Consider the following 17,551-nt stretch of genomic DNA (forward strand, 5'->3'; position numbering starts at 1 on the left):
GCCCGCCGGCGTTCTTGTTCGAGGGAAGAGGCAGAAAAGCTTGTGTTCAGTCATATGATTCTGTGTTTTTTAGTAAAATAATGGATAATCAACACCCGTGTAACATAAATAAAGGAGGGATTTCGTTGATTCAAGAACATGTAACAACCATCCAAGGTTTCCGCGTGCATTTACTTCCAACCGATAAATATAAAACGACGACGCTCGTTTTAAAACTAAAAGCGCCGCTTGCAAAAGAAACGGTGACGATGCGTGCACTTTTGCCGTACGTATGGCAAAGCGGAACGGCAACCTACCCGACCATGAAGGCGCTTCGTACGTATTTAGACGATTTATATGGCGCAACGTTAAACGTTGATTTAATGAAAAAAGGAGAATACCATGTGATGACGATTCGCCTAGATGTGGCGAACGAAAAATTTTTATCCGAACAGACGTCGCTCCTTCATCACGCGATTTCATTGTTAAGCGATATCGTTCTTCGCCCTGCGTTAGAAAACGGACGGTTCGTTTCGCAAATCGTCGAACAAGAAAAACGGGCGTTAAAGCAACGAATTCAATCCGTATATGATGATAAAATGCGCTATGCGAACTTGCGCCTCGTCGAAGAAATGTGTCAAAATGAGCCGTATGCGCTGCACGTTCACGGTCGGCTCGAAGACGTAGAGGCGATTACGCCTGAAAACTTATTTGCTTATTATAAAAACGTACTGCAAGAAGACGAAATCGATTTATACGTCATTGGCGATATCGAAGAAATGCGCACGTTAGAAATGATTCGTTCCCATTTTTCGTTTCCAAGCCGTTCGGCACAAACGGTCGCATCTGTCACTACACAACGAAAAACAGTCAACGACGTTCGCCAAGTGGTTGAAAAGCAAGACGTGAAACAAGGAAAGCTAAACATTGGCTACCGTACGCATATTACGTACGAGGATGACGATTATTATGCGCTCCAACAATTCAACGGCATTTTCGGAGGATTCTCCCACTCCAAGCTATTTATTAACGTACGCGAAAAAGCAAGCCTTGCATATTATGCCGCTTCTCGACTCGAAAGCCATAAAGGACTATTAATGGTGATGACCGGCATCGAGCCAGCGAACTATGAAAAAGCGCTTCATATTATTCATGAACAAATGAAGGCGATGAAGCAAGGCGATTTTACCGACGAGGAAATGGCGCAGACGAAAGCGGTCATTCGTAATCAACTACTTGAAACGCTTGATACTCCAAGAGGGTTGGTCGAAGTACTATACCATAACGTCATATCCGCTCGAAAGCGCCCAGTCGAGGAATGGCTTGCGAAAATCGAAGATGTATCACGCGAAGACGTCATTCGCGTCGCCGAAAAAGTAGAACTTGATACGATTTATTTCCTCACCGGAATGGAGGGAGAAAAGTAATGGAGAAAATCGTTTACGACCAATTGCAAGAGCAATTATATTATGAAAAAATGCCGAATGGACTCGACGTCTATTTGTTGCCAAAAAAAGCGTTTAACAAAACGTATGCTGTGTTTACGACAAAATACGGTTCGGTCGATAACCAATTTGTTCCGCGGGGGAAGATGGAGATGAAGCGAGTACCGGACGGCATCGCTCATTTCCTTGAGCACAAACTATTTGAAAAAGAAGACGGAGACGTGTTTCATCAGTTTAGCAAACAAGGGGCATCGGCTAATGCGTTTACTTCATTTACGCGAACGGCATATTTATTTTCCAGTACGTCTGATGTCGAAAAAAATGTCGAAACGTTAATCGATTTCGTCCAATCCCCTTATTTTTCGGAACAAACGGTCGAAAAAGAAAAAGGGATTATCGGGCAAGAAATTCGCATGTACGATGACAATCCAGATTGGCGCCTTTATTTTGGGGTGATTGAAAGCCTTTATCAAAATCATCCAGTGAAAATTGATATTGCCGGGACAGTTGAATCGATTGCCGACATTACGAAAGAATTGCTATATGAATGTTACGAAACGTTTTATCATCCGAGCAATATGCTTTTATTTATTGTTGGACCAATTGATGAGCAAGCGATGATGGAACAAATTCGCCGCAACCAAGCAAAAAAAACATTTACGGCACCAGAGCCGGTTCAACGATACGTATACGAAGAGCCAAAAGAGGTAGCTACCCCACGTCGCGTCATCCCGATGCACGTACAAACGAGCAAATGCTTAGTCGGCATAAAAGCAAAGCATATTTTTTCAAAAGGAAAAGAAAAGCTAACACATGAATTGGCAATGAACGTGTTGCTCGATTATTTGTTCGGAAAAAGCTCCGCGCACTACGAACGTCTCTACCAAACGGGGATTATTGATGAAACGTTTGCGTATGACTATACGGAAGAAGAATCGTTTGGATTTGCGATTGTCGGCGGGGATACGAGTGACCCTGACCGCCTTTCCGAAGAACTGAAGCAAATGATTTTGTCGTTTGAACCATCTATGTTGACAGCGGAAGCGTTAGAAAGGGCAAAAAAGAAAAAAATTGGCGCCTTTTTACGTGCACTAAATTCTCCCGAATATATCGCCAATCAGTTTACGCGCTATGCATTTCACGAAACGAGTTTATTTGAAGTTGCGAAAGTGTTACAATCGTTAACTGTCGATGACGTGAGAAAAGTGGCGGACGAATGTTTTCATGAATCACAGCTCGCCGTCTGTCAGGTCGTTCCGAAAGAAAAAGTGTGAGCATCCTTTTTATAAGGATGCTTTTTTAGGGGGGATATGATGAAATATGCACTAATTACTGGGGCAAGCGGGGGAATCGGGAGGAGCATTGCCCGACAGCTTGCATTAGATGGATACGGACTTTTTTTGCATTATTATCGAAACAAATTGCGTGTCGAATCGCTACGTGAAGAGCTAGGCGTGTGGAGTGCTGCGATTCAAGCGGATTTAGCCACACGTGACGGGGCAGAACAACTTGTCGCGCAAATTGACCGTTCGCTTGATGCAATTGTTCATGTGAGCGGCAATAGTTATTATGGGCTCATCACCGATATGACCGATGAAGAAGTGCAACGCATCGTCCAACTTCACCTCACCTCTCCCGTGCTTATTACGAAAAAATTGCTTTCGCCAATGATTCGAAAAAAAAGCGGCAATATTATCGTCATCTCTTCGATTTGGGGACTGACAGGAGCGTCGTGTGAAGTCGTGTATTCGATGGTGAAAGGCGGACAAAATACGTTTGTGAAAGCATTAGCGAAAGAGTTGGCGCCAAGCGGCATTCGCGTAAACGCCGTTGCCCCTGGGGCGATTCGGACGGAGATGTTGCAATCATTTAACGAAACAGAACTGCAACAGATGGCAGAAGACATCCCGCTCGGTCGCATTGGTGAACCGAACGAAGTGGCGCAAACCGTGTCATTTTTACTTTCGGATGCTGCTTCTTACATTACGGGGCAAATCATTAGCGTCAATGGAGGATGGTATTGTTAGGTAAGCAAAAAAGGAAGTATATTTTTGTCCGAAGGCGGCAAACTATACGTGAAACTGAATAGAGGAGGGAGAACATGTCTGTATTAGACAACTTTGAACAATGGAAAGATTTTTTAGGCGATCGCTTGGAACAGGCGAAGCACCAAGGATTAAACCAAGAAGTGATTTCCGATGTCGCGTATCAAATCGGGGACTACTTAGCGAAACAAGTTGACCCGAAAACACCGGAAGAACGGTTGCTTTCCGACTTATGGAGCGTAGCGGACGAGCGCGAACAACATGCGATTGCGAACATGATGGTAAAATTAGTGCAACAAAAGTAAGAGAGGGCATTCCTCTCTTTTTTTTTATGGACAAGAAACGTTCCCTTTTCTGTTGCGTTCCCTATTGATATTATAGTAGTATGAATTTATCATATGATACGTGTCTCCTTCGGTAAGGGAGGGAATAGGATGGGGAAGCAAGAGTGGTATTTAGAGTACGAAATTCATATTAATCGTCCGGGGTTGTTAGGGGATATTTCATCGCTGCTAGGAATGCTGTCCATTAATATTGTCACGATTAACGGCGTTCACGACTCCCGCCGCGGCATGTTGTTGCGTTGCGACAATAATGAACAAATTGAACGGCTTGCATCGATTTTACGAACAATGGATAACATAACCATTACAAAGCTAAGACAACCAAAGTTGCTCGACCGTCTAGCGGTGCGGCACGGTCGCTACATTCAGCGCGATGCGGACGATAAAAAGACGTTTCGGTTTGTTCGGGATGAACTTGGACTTTTAGTCGATTTTATGGCAGAGATTTTCAAACAAGAGGGGCATAAGCTCATTGGGATTCGCGGCATGCCGCGCGTCGGAAAGACGGAATCGATTGTTGCTGCGAGCGTTTGTGCGAATAAGCGATGGCTTTTTGTTTCATCAACGCTCATTAAGCAGACGGTTCGTAGCCAGCTCATTGAAGACGAATATAGCGAAAATAATATTTTTATCATTGACGGAATCGTTTCGACGCGCCGTGCGAATGAACGGCACTGGCAGCTCATTCGTGAGCTGATGCGCTTAGAAGCAACAAAAGTCGTCGAGCATCCGGATATTTTTGTGCGCCATACAGAGTATACGCTTGATGATTTTGACTATATTATTGAATTACGCAACGATCCATCCGAAGAAATTACATACGATGTCGTTGAACAACAGTCGTTGTTTTCGCCTGACGGATTTTCGGGGTTTGACTTTTAACAAAATGGAAGGTGTTATCGTTGACAGAGCTAGGGAAACGGTTAAAAGAGGCGAGAGAAGCGAAAAAAATCAGTTTAGATGAACTGCAACAAATGACAAAAATTCAAAAGCGCTATTTAATCGGCATTGAAGAAGGGAATTATGCAATCATGCCGGGTAACTTTTACGTGCGTGCATTTATTAAACAATACGCAGAAGCAGTCGGATTAGATGTCGAGGAACTCTTCCATGAATATGCGCACGAGATTCCGCCAACGCAGCACGATGAATTGCCAGAACAGCTTTCCCGCGTCAAAAGCCGACAACAACTGACGACGAAATATGATAAATGGCTTGCTTTGTTGCCAAAAGTGTTAGTTGCTGTCGCTCTAGTTGGTGTAGCAGTGATGGTTTGGGTATTTTTGCAAAGCCGAAGCGCTACCGAAGAGCCGAAGCTACAGACGACGAATAATGCAACAGAAGTAGAGCAGTCGAAAAATTCTCCACTTGAAAAAGCGGCCGAGAAACAAAAACAAAAGAAAGAAAAGGAAAAAGCAAAAGAAGAAACGAAGCCAACCGAATCGCCTGCGACGACCTTCACGGTAACCGAAACGAAAGGAAATACGGCGACGATAGAAGTGACTGCTAGCCAATTCCAGCTAGAACTTACGTCAAAAGGTGCTTCGTGGGTGGAAGTATTTAATGGGAAAGGTCATTCGTTTTATAAAGGAACGTTGCAAAATGGACAAACACAATCGTTTGATTTAACATCGGAAACGGAAGTAGTTGTGAAAATCGGGCGGGCATTGGATGTGGAAATAAAAGTGAACGGGCAGCCGTTTACATATCCGATAGACCCGAGCAAAGTAGTATACCAAAAACTGAAGTTTATCGTGAAAAAGTCGTAAGTCATCTATTCGTTTAGATGACTTTTACACGTTTGACAGCGGAGGTATTCATAGTGAATTTGCCAAATAAAATTACAATAGCACGTATTTTGCTTATTCCACTTTTTTTACTTGTGATGGTCGTCCCATTTGATTTGGGAGCGGTGCTTATGGGATCAGAATCGATTCCTGTCACGCATCTTGTCGGTGCGGCGATCTTTATTATTGCTTCTGCGACCGATTGGATTGACGGGTATTATGCACGGAAATATCAGCTTGTGACCAATTTAGGAAAATTTTTAGATCCATTGGCGGATAAGTTGCTTGTGTCGGCAGCGCTCATTGTGCTTGTTGAGCTGCATTATGCGCCAGCATGGATGGTCATTGTCATTATTAGCCGCGAGTTTGCGGTGACCGGCCTTCGCCTTGTATTGGCGGGAGAAGGGGAAGTAGTGGCAGCGAACATGCTTGGGAAAATTAAGACGTGGACGCAAATTGTTGCGATTTCCGCGCTATTGCTCCACAATTGGCCGTTTGCTTACTTTTCGTTTCCGTTTGCCGATTTAGCGCTATGGGTGGCGGTCATTTTTACCATTTGGTCAGGATGGGATTATTTTGCGAAAAACAAACACGCGTTTTTGCATTCGAAATAAAAGGGGATGGCGTTTATGAACGCAGAATTGATTGCGGTCGGCTCAGAATTGTTGCTTGGACAAATCGCGAACACGAACGCACAATTTTTGTCGCAGCAACTAGCGGAATTAGGAATTAACGTTTATTTTCATACGGTTGTCGGCGATAATGCAGAGCGATTACAACAAGCGGTGAATATCGCGCAAACTCGGGCAGATATAATTATTTTTACCGGCGGGCTCGGTCCGACGAAAGATGACTTGACGAAGGAGACAATCGCACATATATTAAACCGAGAACTTGTCCTAGAGGAAGAAGCGCTCCGTTCCATTGAAGCATATTACGCGCGCACAAAGCGGACGATGACGGAAAACAATAAAAAGCAGGCGCTCGTGTTAAGTGGTTCGGTCGTATTGAAAAACGACAACGGAATGGCGCCAGGGATGGCGTTAACCGTAGACGATATAACGTATATATTGCTTCCAGGCCCGCCAAAAGAAATGAACCCGATGTTTATTCAATATGCTCGTCCGTTTTTGCTTGGAAAACTAAAGCAACATGAACGCATCGAGTCGCGCGTGCTGCGCTTTTTTGGTATCGGGGAGTCACAGCTCGAAACGGAAATTGAAGATTTGCTTGAGCGGCAATCAAACCCGACGATCGCGCCGCTAGCCGGTGATGGGGAAGTGACGCTGCGGCTAACAGCGAAGCATGCGTCCGCTACCGAGGCGAAAAAGCTACTGGATGAAACAGAACAGGCGATTGTTAAGCGCGTCGGCCAATATTTATATGGCTATAACGAAGATACGCTGTTTACGAAATTGATGGAACAGTTAAACGCGCACAAAAAGACGATTGCAGCGGCAGAAAGTTTAACGGGCGGTCGGTTTACTGCTGAGCTGACGGCCATTCCTGGCGCCTCGAAAGCGGTGAAAGGCGGGGTTGTTTGTTATACGAACGAAGTGAAAGAGCGAGTGTTATTCATCCCTTCTGAAGTATTGGAAACAGCGGGGGCTGTCAGCGAGCAATGCGCTAAGCTTCTCGCAGAGCATGTGCGCAACATTTGTCAAGCAGACATCGGCATTAGTTTTACTGGCGTGGCAGGACCAGATTTGCTCGAAGGAAAACCGGCGGGAACGGTGTACATTGGTATCGCTGATGGACGGAAAACGGAGGTACATTCTTTATCGCTTGCTGGCGACCGAGAAACGATTCGCACGCGTGCGATTAAATATGGTTGTTTTGCCGTGCTGAAGCGATTAGCTGCCTTATAGGCAGCTTTTTTTTCAACAAAAAAACGAATAAACGTTCGATTTTTTTCTTGGCAAAGGAGAGAAAACGCGATATAGTAGTAGGTAGTAACCGATTAAGGAGGAATGGAAAATGAATCAAGACCGCCAAGCGGCCTTGGAACAGGCGCTGAAGCAAATTGAAAAGCAGTTTGGCAAAGGCTCGATTATGAAACTAGGGGAGCAAGCTGAACGGCAAATTTCGACCATCTCAAGCGGCTCGCTTGCGCTCGATATCGCGTTAGGTGTAGGCGGATATCCACGAGGACGAATCGTCGAAATTTATGGACCAGAATCTTCAGGGAAAACGACCGTTGCCCTTCATGCGATTGCAGAAGTACAAAAACAAGGCGGCCAAGCAGCGTTTATCGACGCGGAGCATGCGCTTGATCCAATATATGCGAAAAACCTAGGCGTCAATATCGACGAATTGCTTCTTTCCCAACCGGACACAGGAGAGCAAGCGCTCGAGATTGCCGAAGCACTTGTAAGAAGTGGTGCGGTAGATATTATCGTCATTGACTCAGTGGCAGCGCTTGTTCCGAAAGCGGAAATCGAAGGGGATATGGGCGACTCCCATGTTGGGTTGCAGGCGCGTTTAATGTCACAAGCGTTGCGGAAGTTATCTGGTGCGATCAACAAATCGAAAACAATCGCTATCTTTATTAACCAAATTCGCGAAAAAGTAGGAGTGATGTTCGGAAATCCGGAAACAACTCCTGGGGGAAGAGCGCTCAAGTTTTACGCTTCTGTTCGTTTAGAAGTGCGCCGTGCGGAACAAATCAAACAAGGCAATGACATGGTCGGAAATAAAACGAAAATTAAAGTCGTAAAAAATAAAGTTGCCCCTCCGTTTAAAACTGCGGATGTTGATATTATGTATGGCGAAGGAATTTCGCGCGAAGGCGAAATTATTGACATGGGCTCTGAACTCGACATCATTCAAAAGAGCGGTTCATGGTATTCGTATAAAGACGAGCGTCTTGGCCAAGGCCGCGAAAATGCGAAACAGTTTTTAAAAGAAAACCCGCATATTGCAGAGGAAATTGCAAAAGAAATTCGTGACCATTATGGTGTAGACGCAGCGCGTGTAGCAAGCGCAGCAACCGACGAGCAAGACGAGCTCGACTTTTTCGAAGAATAAAGAAAATGAGAACAGGCCGCAAAAAAACGTGGTCTGTTCTTATTTTTTCAACATTCTGTCATATTGTAATGCTTATTATCTTGACAATAAATGTTACCACCTTTAAAATGAACATGTATATTTTAGAAAAAAGTGAAGGTCCGGGTTTCATCCTTGCCAAAAGGTGAAACGGTTTGAATCGGGCGTACGGAGCGGGAGCGCTTGTTGTTTTGCTGAACGTTGTAACGCCATCAGCAAAAATAAAAGCCTTTGCGCTGTATGTGGAAATGGTAACGATTGCCGACATTCATGAAGCAACAAACAAGTTTATAGCAAGAGGAGGTGAAAAGGATGGGTGTTAACATAATCATCTCCGCTTTGCTTAGTCTAGTCGTCGGTGCAGTTGTTGGCTTTTTTGTTCGTAAATCGATTGCAGAAGCGAAAATTGGTGGTGCCCAAGTGGCAGCTAACCAAATTCTTGAAGAAGCAAAACGTGAAGCAGACGCACTAAAAAAAGAAGCGCTTCTTGAGGCGAAAGATGAGATTCATAAACTTCGCACAGAAGCGGAACGCGATATCCGCGACCGCCGTAGCGAACTGCAAAAACAAGAAAACCGGTTATTGCAAAAAGAAGAGAATCTCGACCGAAAAGACGACGCGTTAAACAAACGCGAGGCGCTTTTAGAGAAAAAAGAAGAAACACTTAACAAAAGACAACAGCATATTGAAGAGATGGAAAGCAAAGTGGAAGAGCTCGTTCAAAAAGAACAAGCGGAACTAGAGCGAATCTCTAGCTTATCGCGTGAAGCAGCGCGCCAAATTATTTTAGAGCGCGTGGAAAAAGAGCTTTCGCACGAAATCGCGATGATGATTAAAGAGGCAGAAACACGTGCAAAAGAAGAAGCGGATAAAAAAGCGAAAGAAATTTTATCGCTGGCGATTCAGCGCTGTGCGGCAGACCACGTAGCAGAAACGACTGTATCGGTCGTCAACTTGCCAAACGACGAAATGAAAGGTCGGATCATTGGTCGCGAAGGCCGCAACATTCGTACGCTAGAAACGCTAACGGGAATCGATTTAATTATCGATGATACACCGGAAGCGGTGATTTTATCCGGCTTTGACCCAATTCGTCGCGAAACGGCTAGACTTGCTTTAGATAAGCTTGTCCAAGACGGACGCATTCATCCGGCACGAATCGAAGAGATGGTTGAAAAAGCAAGACGCGAAGTGGATGAACATATTCGCGAAGTCGGAGAACAGACGACGTTTGAAGTAGGCGTGCACGGCTTGCATCCGGATTTAATTAAAATTTTAGGACGTTTGAAATTCCGGACAAGCTACGGGCAAAACGTGCTAAAACACTCAATGGAAGTGGCATTTCTTGCAGGATTGATGGCGGCAGAGCTTGGAGAAGACGAAATGCTTGCAAGGCGGGCTGGTCTTCTTCATGACATCGGTAAAGCGATTGACCATGAAGTGGAAGGAAGCCACGTTGAAATCGGTGTCGAGTTGGCAACGAAATATAAAGAACATCCGGTTGTCATCAATAGCATCGCTTCTCACCATGGCGATACGGCGCCAACATCGATTATTGCCGTGCTTGTTGCAGCGGCGGATGCGTTGTCGGCGGCAAGACCTGGGGCAAGAAGCGAAACGTTGGAAAACTACATTCGCCGCCTTGAAAAGCTTGAAGAAATTGCTGAATCGTACGAAGGCGTTGAAAAATCGTATGCGATTCAAGCAGGTCGGGAAGTGCGCATCATTGTAAAACCAGATGCAATTGACGACCTCGAAGCACATCGATTAGCGCGCGACATTCGCAAACGAATTGAGGAAGAGCTCGATTACCCAGGGCATATTAAAATTACCGTCATTCGCGAAACGCGAGCGGTAGAGTACGCGAAATAAAGTGGCAGCATTGCCACTTTATTTTTTTTCGATTTTGTGCCAAACTTGAACTAGCAAAACTTTACGTGTAGAAAGGGTTAGACGATGAGATTGTTGTTTATTGGAGATGTCGTCGGAGCACCAGGACGAAAAATGGTCGAACAATATCTCCCAAAACTAAAAACAAAACATAAGCCACACCTCATTATTATTAACGGAGAAAACGCGGCTGGCGGAAAAGGGATTACAGGGAAAATTTATCGCGAATTTTTAGAACAAGGAGCGCATGCGGTCACATTAGGAAATCACGCGTGGGACAATCGCGACATTTTTGAGTTTATCGATGAAGCAAAAGCATTAGTTCGGCCGGCGAATTTGCCGATTGGAACGCCCGGAAAAGGAATTGTTTATATCGCGACAGAGCATGGGGAAGTAGCGGTCATTAATTTGCAAGGACGGACGTTTTTGCCGGCCATTGATTGTCCATTTCGTAAAGCGGACGAATTGGTTGCAGAAGCAATGCAGCGAACGCCGATGATTTTTGTTGATTTTCACGCCGAAGCGACAAGCGAAAAACAGGCGATGGGATGGCATTTAGACGGACGTGTTTCCGCTGTCATCGGCACGCATACGCACGTCCAAACAGCCGATGCCCGCATTTTACCGAAAGGCACAGCATACATGACAGATGTCGGCATGACCGGCCCGTATGACGGCATTTTAGGCGTCGATCGCGAAGCGGTACTGCGGAAATTTTTAACATCGCTTCCTGTTCGTTTTGAGGTGACAGAAGGAAGAAGCCAACTAAGCGCCGTTTTGCTTGAAATAGATGCAAAAACAGGGAAAGCAAAAAAGATTGAGCGAATTCTTATTAACGATGACCATCCTTATTTTGAATAGTTCACTTTTTAAGAATTTTTGAAAAATATTTTCTCGCTTAGCAGGAATACTTGACAAAACAGTGAATATAGTAACATTGAACTCATCATTGCAGAAATTAAGGAGGAACCAGGAATGGAAATATTAAAAGTTTCAGCAAAGTCGAACCCGAACTCTGTAGCTGGTGCACTTGCTGGGGTATTGCGCGAACGCGGAGCTGCCGAAATCCAAGCGATTGGCGCAGGTGCATTAAACCAAGCCGTTAAGGCCGTAGCGATCGCACGAGGATTTGTGGCACCGAGCGGAGTAGACCTTATTTGTATTCCTGCATTTACAGATATCATTATCGATGGCGAAGAGCGGACAGCCATTAAATTGATTGTCGAGCCTCGCTAATTCATTCACTGATAGCATAACAGGCGTGTTGATTAACCATTAAAAACCAGTTGGCATCGCTCTATTCCTAGCTTTTCTGCCGTAGTCGGCAAGCGGTTCGCTTGCCGACTGGGCATGCTGTACGCATGCCCTCCTCGAACAATGAACGCTTCGCGGGCAAATAACATTTGCCCGCCGGCGTTCTTGTTCGAGGGGAGAGGCAGAAAAGCTTGTGTTCAGCCATATAATCCTGTGTTTTTTAGTAAAATAATGGATAATCAACACTCGCGATAGCATAACCTGTTTGTCTTTTCAAACAGGTTATTTTATTTTAAATATAGAGGTGTTCAGCATGATTTTTGACGCACATTGTGACGCATTAATGAAACTATGGAAAAATCGTTCCCTTTCGTTTGCAGATAGCCAAGAGCTTCATGTGACGTTCCAGTCGCTAGCAAAAACAAAAAGCAAAGTGCAATGTTTCGCCATTTATATCCCAGAATATATCCCAGAAGAAGCGCGGTTTACGGTGGCGCTTGAAATGGTTGACTTATTTTTCGAACATATTATTGGGCGCTTCCCTGCGATTAAATTTGTCCAAACGAAGTCGGACATTGACGCATTAGCAGACGATGAAATCGGGGCGATGCTCACGTTAGAAGGATGCGAAGCAATTGGAACGAACATGGTCAAATTAAAAACATTGCTTCGGCTTGGAGTCATGTCGGTCGGATTGACATGGAATTGGGCGAACGCTGTCGCGGACGGAGCATGGGAAGAGCGTGGGGCAGGATTAACCCGTTTCGGAAAACAAGTGATTGCGCAATTAAACGAGGCGAAGCGATGGACAGACGTTTCTCATTTATCGGAAAAAGCGTTTTGGGAAGCGGTCGAAATCGCTGAATTCCCAATTGCTTCGCATTCTAATGCCTACGCGCTATGCCCGCATCCGCGCAACTTGCGCGACGAACAAATTCGCGCGTTAATCGAAAAAAACGGCATGATCGGGATTACATTCGTCCCATATTTTTTAACGACAAAACAAGCATCTATTGCCGATGTGCTTCGCCATTTAGACCACGTTTGTTCGCTCGGCGGAGAACAGCACGTTGGATTTGGTTCTGATTTTGATGGCATCGATGAAACGACGCTCGGGCTAGAAAACACTCGCGGCTATGAAACGCTTGTCAACGAGCTACAAAAACGGTACGCCGCGAGAACGGTCGACCGTTTTCTCTTTCGCAATTTTTATGACCATTTGCCGCAATAAATATGAACGATTTTTGACAGAAAGGGTTGCATTTTTTTTCCGATAGGTCTAGAATGGAATCGTTTAGTATATTCCCATATGCTAAAATTTTTGCACAAATCACAAGGTGAAATTGTAGTGATTTTGTCGGAAAAATGTTACACTTATAATCGTAAACGATACGCGATAATCGATGGAATTTAAAGGGGTGTAAGAAATGATTAGTCAACTTTCATGGAAAGTTGGAGGACAACAAGGGGAAGGTATCGAAAGTACCGGGGAAATATTCTCCATTGCTTTGAACCGCTTAGGGTATTATTTGTATGGATACCGCCATTTTTCTTCCCGGATTAAAGGTGGACATACGAACAACAAAATTCGTGTCAGCACAACGCAAGTTCGTTCGGTAGCGGATGATCTTGATATATTAGTAGCATTCGACCAAGAAACGATCGACTTCAACTTTCACGAACTTCGCGATGGCGGAATCGTGCTTGCAGATGCGAAGTTTAACCCGACGATTCCGGAAGGTTCAAATGTTACTTTGTATGCGGTTCCATTTACGGATATTGCAACAAATTTAGGAACGTCGCTTATGAAAAACATGGTGGCTGTTGGTGCTTCTAGCGCCGTGCTTGACCTTGATATCGATGTTTATCAAGAAGTGGTGGAGGAAATTTTCGGTCGCAAAGGGCAACAGGTTGTTGAGAAAAACATGGAAGCGCTTCGAGCAGGCGCTCAGTTTATGAAAGAACAGCTTGGCGATAGCATCCAAACGATGAAGCTGGAAAAAGCCGACGGGAAAAAGCGGATGTTCATGATCGGAAACGATGCAATCGCGCTTGGTGCGCTTGCAGGTGGCGCACGTTTCATGGCTGCTTATCCGATTACGCCAGCATCGGAAATTATGGAATATTTAATTAAAAAACTTCCGTCATTAGGCGGTGCTGTCATTCAAACAGAAGACGAAATTGCTGCTTGTACGATGGCAATCGGCGCAAACTATGCAGGGGTGCGCACGTTAACAGCGTCCGCTGGACCAGGGCTTTCTCTCATGATGGAAGCAATCGGCCTTGCGGGGATGACAGAAACGCCAGTAGTCATCGTTAATACACAACGCGGTGGTCCAAGTACAGGATTGCCAACAAAGCAAGAACAATCTGACTTGATGGCGATGATTTACGGCACGCACGGCGAAATCCCGAAAATTGTGATTGCGCCAAGCACAGTGCAAGAAGCGTTTTATGATACAGTTGAAGCGTTTAACTTAGCAGAAGAATATCAATGCCCTGTCATCGTCTTGTCTGACTTACAGCTTTCGCTTGGAAAACAAACGGTCGAACCGTTGGAATACGATAAAATTGAAATTCGTCGCGGCAAATTAGTAACAGGCGAACTTCCAGCACTTCCAGACAAAGAGAACTTTAAACGTTACGAAGTGACAGAAGATGGAATTTCGCCGCGTGTGCTCCCAGGAACGCCAAACGGCATTCACCACGTCACAGGGGTGGAGCACGCGGAAACAGGACGGCCATCTGAATCTGCCGCAAACCGCATCGCGCAAATGGATAAACGTTTACGGAAATTGAAACATTTGAAATTTAATACACCGGTTCATAAACAAGTCAAGCATGAAGAGGCAGACGTATTGCTCGTCGGTTTTAACTCGACGCGCGGGGCGATTGAAGAAGCGATGGAGCGCCTTGAATTAGATGGATTAAAAGTGAATCACGCGCACATTCGCCTCGTTCACCCGTTCCCGACAGAGGAAATGTTGCCGCTTGTCCAAACGGCGAAAAAAATCATCGTTGTCGAACAAAACGCAACAGGTCAATTGGCAAGCTTGTTAAAAATGAATGTCGGACATGCAGACAAAGTGAGAAGCATCTTAAAATACGACGGCAACCCGTTCTTGCCAAATGAAGTTTATACAAAATGCAAGGAGTTGTTATAATCATGGCGACGTTTAAGGATTTTCGTAATGACGTGAAACCGAACTGGTGTCCAGGGTGCGGTGACTTCTCTGTTCAAGCGGCGATTCAGCGGGCAGCGGCTAACGTTGGCTTAGAGCCGCATCAGTTAGCGATCGTTTCTGGTATCGGTTGCTCGGGGCGGATTTCTGGATACATTCATTCCTACGGATTCCACGGCATTCATGGCCGAGCATTGCCGATTGCGCAAGGAGTAAAAATGGCGAACCGCGATTTAACGGTCATAGCAGCTGGTGGTGACGGCGACGGATTTGCGATCGGGACGGGACATACGATTCATGCGATTCGCCGCAACATCGACATTACGTACATCGTCATGGACAACCACATTTACGGCTTAACAAAAGGACAAACATCGCCGCGAAGCGAAGTTGGATTTAAAACAAAAAGTACGCCACAAGGTTCAGTAGAACCAGCGCTTTCCATTATGGAAATGGCGCTTAGTGCAGGCGCAACATTTGTGGCGCAAAGCTTCTCGAGCGACTTAAAAGAATTAACACAGCTCATCGAAGAAGGGATTAAACATAAAGGCTTTTCGCTAATCAACGTATTCAGCCCATGCGTCACGTACAACAAAGTAAATACGTACGACTGGTTCAAAGAAAACTTAGTGAGCTTGAATGCGATTGAAGGGTACGATCCATCGAATCGCGATATGGCAATGCAAACATTGATGAAACATAAAGGGCTCGTTACGGGGCTTATTTATCAAAACAAAGAACAAAAATCGTACCAAGATCTCGCTCATGGGTACAGCGAAACACCGCTTGTCGATGCAGATTTGCAGTTAAGCAAAGAAAAATTCGATCAACTTGTGGCTGAATTTATGTAATTGGAAAAAGTTCACTCCTAGCTGAGCATTGCTCGGTTAGGAGTTTTTTGTTATGATGAATTGTTCAAGTGCTCACTTGAACAATTTCGTGAACACTATTGTTTCATAGACAGACAAATTATATACTATGATAGTGTGCAATTGTTTGAAAGAAAGGAGATCATTATGAACGAAAAACAACGACTAGAGCAAACAGGACAAATCCAAACAGACTATCCAACGGACAAAAAATCCGCTTTGGATACGAAAAAAACAAGTAAAGATTATGAGAAGTATTTTTCGACGGTATTTATTCCCCCAAGCTTAAAAGACGCGAAAAAACGCGGCAAAGAAGAAGTCAAATACCATAAAGATTTTGCCATTCCAGAAGAGTTTCGTGGCATGGGAAATGGACGAAAATTTTATATTCGCACATACGGTTGCCAAATGAACGAACATGACACGGAAGTGATGGCAGGTATTTTTATGGCGCTTGGATACGAACCGACGGATCGTCCGGAACAGGCGAACGTCATTTTATTGAACACATGTGCTATTCGCGAAAATGCGGAAAATAAAGTATTCGGCGAAATCGGGCATTTAAAGCCATTGAAACAAAACAACCCAGACTTGTTGCTTGGCGTATGCGGCTGTATGTCGCAAGAAGAATCGGTCGTCAATAAAATTTTGAAGCAATACCAATACGTCGATATGATTTTTGGCACACACAACATTCACCGCTTGCCGTACATTTTAAAAGAGGCGTATATGTCGAAAGAAATGGTTGTTGAGGTGTGGTCAAAAGAAGGCGACGTCATCGAAAACTTACCGAAAGTGCGCAAAGGCAACATTAAAGCATGGGTCAATATTATGTACGGCTGCGACAAGTTTTGTACGTACTGTATCGTGCCGTATACGCGCGGAAAAGAGCGGAGCCGTCGTCCGGAAGACATCATTCAAGAAGTGCGTCATTTAGCAGCACAAGGCTACCAAGAAATTACGCTTCTCGGACAAAACGTAAACGCATACGGAAAAGATTTTACCGACATGACCTATGGACTTGGCGATTTAATGGACGAACTTCGCAAAATTGACATTCCACGTATTCGCTTTACGACAAGCCATCCGCGCGATTTCGATGACCGCTTAATCGAAGTGCTTGCCAAAGGTGGCAACTTAGTGGAACACATTCATTTGCCAGTTCAGTCTGGAAGCAGCGAAGTGTTGAAAATGATGGCGCGCAAATATACGCGGGAGCAATATTTAGAGCTTGTCCGCAAAATTAAAGCGGCCATTCCAGGAGTGGCGCTCACAACAGACATTATCGTCGGCTTCCCGAACGAAACGGATGAGCAATTTGAAGAAACGTTGTCACTTTATCGCGAAGTCGAGTTCGATTCAGCGTTTACGTTCATTTACTCCCCTCGCGAAGGCACACCGGCAGCGAAAATGGAAGACAACGTGCCGATGGAAGTGAAAAAAGAACGTTTGCAGCGGCTCAATGCATTAGTTAATGAAATTTCTGCGAAAAAACTGAAGGAATATGAAGGGCAAATTGTCGAAGTATTAGTAGAAGGCGAAAGCAAAAACAATCCGGATGTCCTTGCTGGCTATACGCGCAAAAACAAGCTCGTCAACTTTATCGGTCCGAAATCCGCGATCGGCAAACTAGTGAAGGTGCGTATTACAGAAGCGAAAACATGGACATTGAACGGAGAAATGGTAGAAGAAGCGGTCGAGGTGAACTAAA

The 17,551-nt window shown here is 44.8% G+C and carries 18 protein-coding genes; 17 read left to right on the forward strand and 1 reads right to left on the reverse strand.

Annotated elements, in window-relative coordinates:
* Positions 1-125 precede the first annotated feature (125 nt).
* The 13 genes from yfmF (at position 126) to spoVS (ending at position 11,771) form a co-directional block, all read left to right on the forward strand.
* On the forward strand, positions 126-1,406 hold the full coding sequence (yfmF, locus tag GGR02_RS09020; RefSeq protein WP_183184404.1) for an EF-P 5-aminopentanol modification-associated protein YfmF: 1,281 nt from the start codon (positions 126-128) through the stop codon (positions 1,404-1,406).
* Positions 1,406-2,698, forward strand: coding sequence for an EF-P 5-aminopentanol modification-associated protein YfmH (yfmH, locus tag GGR02_RS09025; protein ID WP_183184405.1), 1,293 nt, complete (start codon positions 1,406-1,408; stop codon positions 2,696-2,698). Before yfmF ends, yfmH begins: the two co-directional genes overlap by 1 nt.
* A gap of 39 nt (positions 2,699-2,737) precedes the next feature.
* Positions 2,738-3,451 (forward strand): elongation factor P 5-aminopentanone reductase, encoded by a 714-nt coding sequence (gene ymfI / locus GGR02_RS09030; RefSeq protein WP_306415764.1) that lies wholly within the window; start codon positions 2,738-2,740, stop codon positions 3,449-3,451.
* 74 nt (positions 3,452-3,525) lie between these two features.
* Positions 3,526-3,774: a DUF3243 domain-containing protein gene (locus GGR02_RS09035; RefSeq protein ID WP_183184407.1), complete on the forward strand. Its 249-nt coding sequence runs from the start codon at positions 3,526-3,528 to the stop codon at positions 3,772-3,774.
* A gap of 129 nt (positions 3,775-3,903) precedes the next feature.
* Positions 3,904-4,695 (forward strand): DUF3388 domain-containing protein, encoded by a 792-nt coding sequence (locus GGR02_RS09040; protein ID WP_183184408.1) that lies wholly within the window; start codon positions 3,904-3,906, stop codon positions 4,693-4,695.
* 20 nt (positions 4,696-4,715) lie between these two features.
* Positions 4,716-5,582, forward strand: a complete 867-nt coding sequence (locus GGR02_RS09045; protein ID WP_183184409.1) for a helix-turn-helix domain-containing protein — start codon at positions 4,716-4,718, stop codon at positions 5,580-5,582.
* 53 nt (positions 5,583-5,635) lie between these two features.
* Complete coding sequence (pgsA, locus tag GGR02_RS09050) at positions 5,636-6,214, forward strand: CDP-diacylglycerol--glycerol-3-phosphate 3-phosphatidyltransferase (RefSeq protein WP_183184410.1); 579 nt, start codon at positions 5,636-5,638, stop codon at positions 6,212-6,214.
* Between the two features lie 15 nt (positions 6,215-6,229).
* Positions 6,230-7,468: a competence/damage-inducible protein A gene (locus tag GGR02_RS09055; protein WP_183184411.1), complete on the forward strand. Its 1,239-nt coding sequence runs from the start codon at positions 6,230-6,232 to the stop codon at positions 7,466-7,468.
* Positions 7,469-7,577: 109 nt separating this feature from the next.
* Positions 7,578-8,627 (forward strand): recombinase RecA, encoded by a 1,050-nt coding sequence (gene recA, locus GGR02_RS09060; protein ID WP_183184412.1) that lies wholly within the window; start codon positions 7,578-7,580, stop codon positions 8,625-8,627.
* Positions 8,628-8,800: 173 nt separating this feature from the next.
* Positions 8,801-8,968 (forward strand): hypothetical protein, encoded by a 168-nt coding sequence (locus tag GGR02_RS09065; RefSeq protein WP_183184413.1) that lies wholly within the window; start codon positions 8,801-8,803, stop codon positions 8,966-8,968.
* Positions 8,958-10,517, forward strand: a complete 1,560-nt coding sequence (gene rny / locus GGR02_RS09070; protein WP_183184414.1) for a ribonuclease Y — start codon at positions 8,958-8,960, stop codon at positions 10,515-10,517. Before GGR02_RS09065 ends, rny begins: the two co-directional genes overlap by 11 nt.
* A gap of 84 nt (positions 10,518-10,601) precedes the next feature.
* Positions 10,602-11,396 carry a TIGR00282 family metallophosphoesterase gene (locus tag GGR02_RS09075; RefSeq protein WP_183184415.1) on the forward strand — a complete coding sequence of 265 codons (795 nt, stop codon included), beginning with the start codon at positions 10,602-10,604 and terminating at the stop codon, positions 11,394-11,396.
* 114 nt (positions 11,397-11,510) lie between these two features.
* Positions 11,511-11,771 carry a stage V sporulation protein SpoVS gene (gene spoVS / locus GGR02_RS09080; RefSeq protein WP_027408762.1) on the forward strand — a complete coding sequence of 87 codons (261 nt, stop codon included), beginning with the start codon at positions 11,511-11,513 and terminating at the stop codon, positions 11,769-11,771.
* A 32-nt stretch (positions 11,772-11,803) separates the two neighbouring features.
* On the opposite strand, the gene GGR02_RS17525 is transcribed toward spoVS, so the two are convergent.
* Positions 11,804-11,938 (reverse strand): hypothetical protein, encoded by a 135-nt coding sequence (locus tag GGR02_RS17525; protein ID WP_260175040.1) that lies wholly within the window; start codon positions 11,936-11,938, stop codon positions 11,804-11,806.
* 164 nt (positions 11,939-12,102) lie between these two features.
* On the opposite strand from GGR02_RS17525, the gene GGR02_RS09085 reads away from it, so the two are divergent.
* From GGR02_RS09085 to miaB, 4 genes are all read left to right on the forward strand, one after another.
* The gene (locus GGR02_RS09085) at positions 12,103-13,020 is read left to right on the forward strand and encodes a dipeptidase (protein ID WP_183184416.1); all 918 of its coding nucleotides are present in this window, start codon (positions 12,103-12,105) and stop codon (positions 13,018-13,020) included.
* A gap of 196 nt (positions 13,021-13,216) precedes the next feature.
* Positions 13,217-14,953, forward strand: coding sequence for a 2-oxoacid:acceptor oxidoreductase subunit alpha (locus tag GGR02_RS09090; protein WP_183184417.1), 1,737 nt, complete (start codon positions 13,217-13,219; stop codon positions 14,951-14,953).
* Positions 14,954-14,955: 2 nt separating this feature from the next.
* Positions 14,956-15,822: a 2-oxoacid:ferredoxin oxidoreductase subunit beta gene (locus GGR02_RS09095; protein ID WP_183184418.1), complete on the forward strand. Its 867-nt coding sequence runs from the start codon at positions 14,956-14,958 to the stop codon at positions 15,820-15,822.
* A gap of 165 nt (positions 15,823-15,987) precedes the next feature.
* On the forward strand, positions 15,988-17,550 hold the full coding sequence (miaB, locus tag GGR02_RS09100; protein WP_183184419.1) for a tRNA (N6-isopentenyl adenosine(37)-C2)-methylthiotransferase MiaB: 1,563 nt from the start codon (positions 15,988-15,990) through the stop codon (positions 17,548-17,550).
* Position 17,551 lies beyond the last annotated feature (1 nt).

Source organism: Anoxybacteroides voinovskiense (assembly GCF_014196205.1).
Classification (GTDB): Bacteria; Bacillota; Bacilli; order Bacillales; family Anoxybacillaceae; genus Anoxybacteroides; species Anoxybacteroides voinovskiense.

What these genes read in the sequence shown, in the direction of transcription:
- GGR02_RS09085 (WP_183184416.1), top strand. Translation starts at nt 12,103, where the DNA reads ATGATTTTTGACGCACATTGTGACGCATTAATGAAACTATGGAAAAAT.
- GGR02_RS09095 (WP_183184418.1), top strand. Translation starts at nt 14,956, where the DNA reads ATGGCGACGTTTAAGGATTTTCGTAATGACGTGAAACCGAACTGGTGT.
- GGR02_RS09035 (WP_183184407.1), top strand. Translation starts at nt 3,526, where the DNA reads ATGTCTGTATTAGACAACTTTGAACAATGGAAAGATTTTTTAGGCGAT.
- recA (WP_183184412.1), top strand. Translation starts at nt 7,578, where the DNA reads ATGAATCAAGACCGCCAAGCGGCCTTGGAACAGGCGCTGAAGCAAATT.
- GGR02_RS09075 (WP_183184415.1), top strand. Translation starts at nt 10,602, where the DNA reads ATGAGATTGTTGTTTATTGGAGATGTCGTCGGAGCACCAGGACGAAAA.
- GGR02_RS09090 (WP_183184417.1), top strand. Translation starts at nt 13,217, where the DNA reads ATGATTAGTCAACTTTCATGGAAAGTTGGAGGACAACAAGGGGAAGGT.
- GGR02_RS09040 (WP_183184408.1), top strand. Translation starts at nt 3,904, where the DNA reads ATGGGGAAGCAAGAGTGGTATTTAGAGTACGAAATTCATATTAATCGT.
- GGR02_RS17525 (WP_260175040.1), bottom strand. Translation starts at nt 11,938, where the DNA reads ATGTTATTTGCCCGCGAAGCGTTCATTGTTCGAGGAGGGCATGCGTAC.
- miaB (WP_183184419.1), top strand. Translation starts at nt 15,988, where the DNA reads ATGAACGAAAAACAACGACTAGAGCAAACAGGACAAATCCAAACAGAC.
- yfmH (WP_183184405.1), top strand. Translation starts at nt 1,406, where the DNA reads ATGGAGAAAATCGTTTACGACCAATTGCAAGAGCAATTATATTATGAA.
- GGR02_RS09055 (WP_183184411.1), top strand. Translation starts at nt 6,230, where the DNA reads ATGAACGCAGAATTGATTGCGGTCGGCTCAGAATTGTTGCTTGGACAA.
- rny (WP_183184414.1), top strand. Translation starts at nt 8,958, where the DNA reads ATGGGTGTTAACATAATCATCTCCGCTTTGCTTAGTCTAGTCGTCGGT.
- ymfI (WP_306415764.1), top strand. Translation starts at nt 2,738, where the DNA reads ATGAAATATGCACTAATTACTGGGGCAAGCGGGGGAATCGGGAGGAGC.
- spoVS (WP_027408762.1), top strand. Translation starts at nt 11,511, where the DNA reads ATGGAAATATTAAAAGTTTCAGCAAAGTCGAACCCGAACTCTGTAGCT.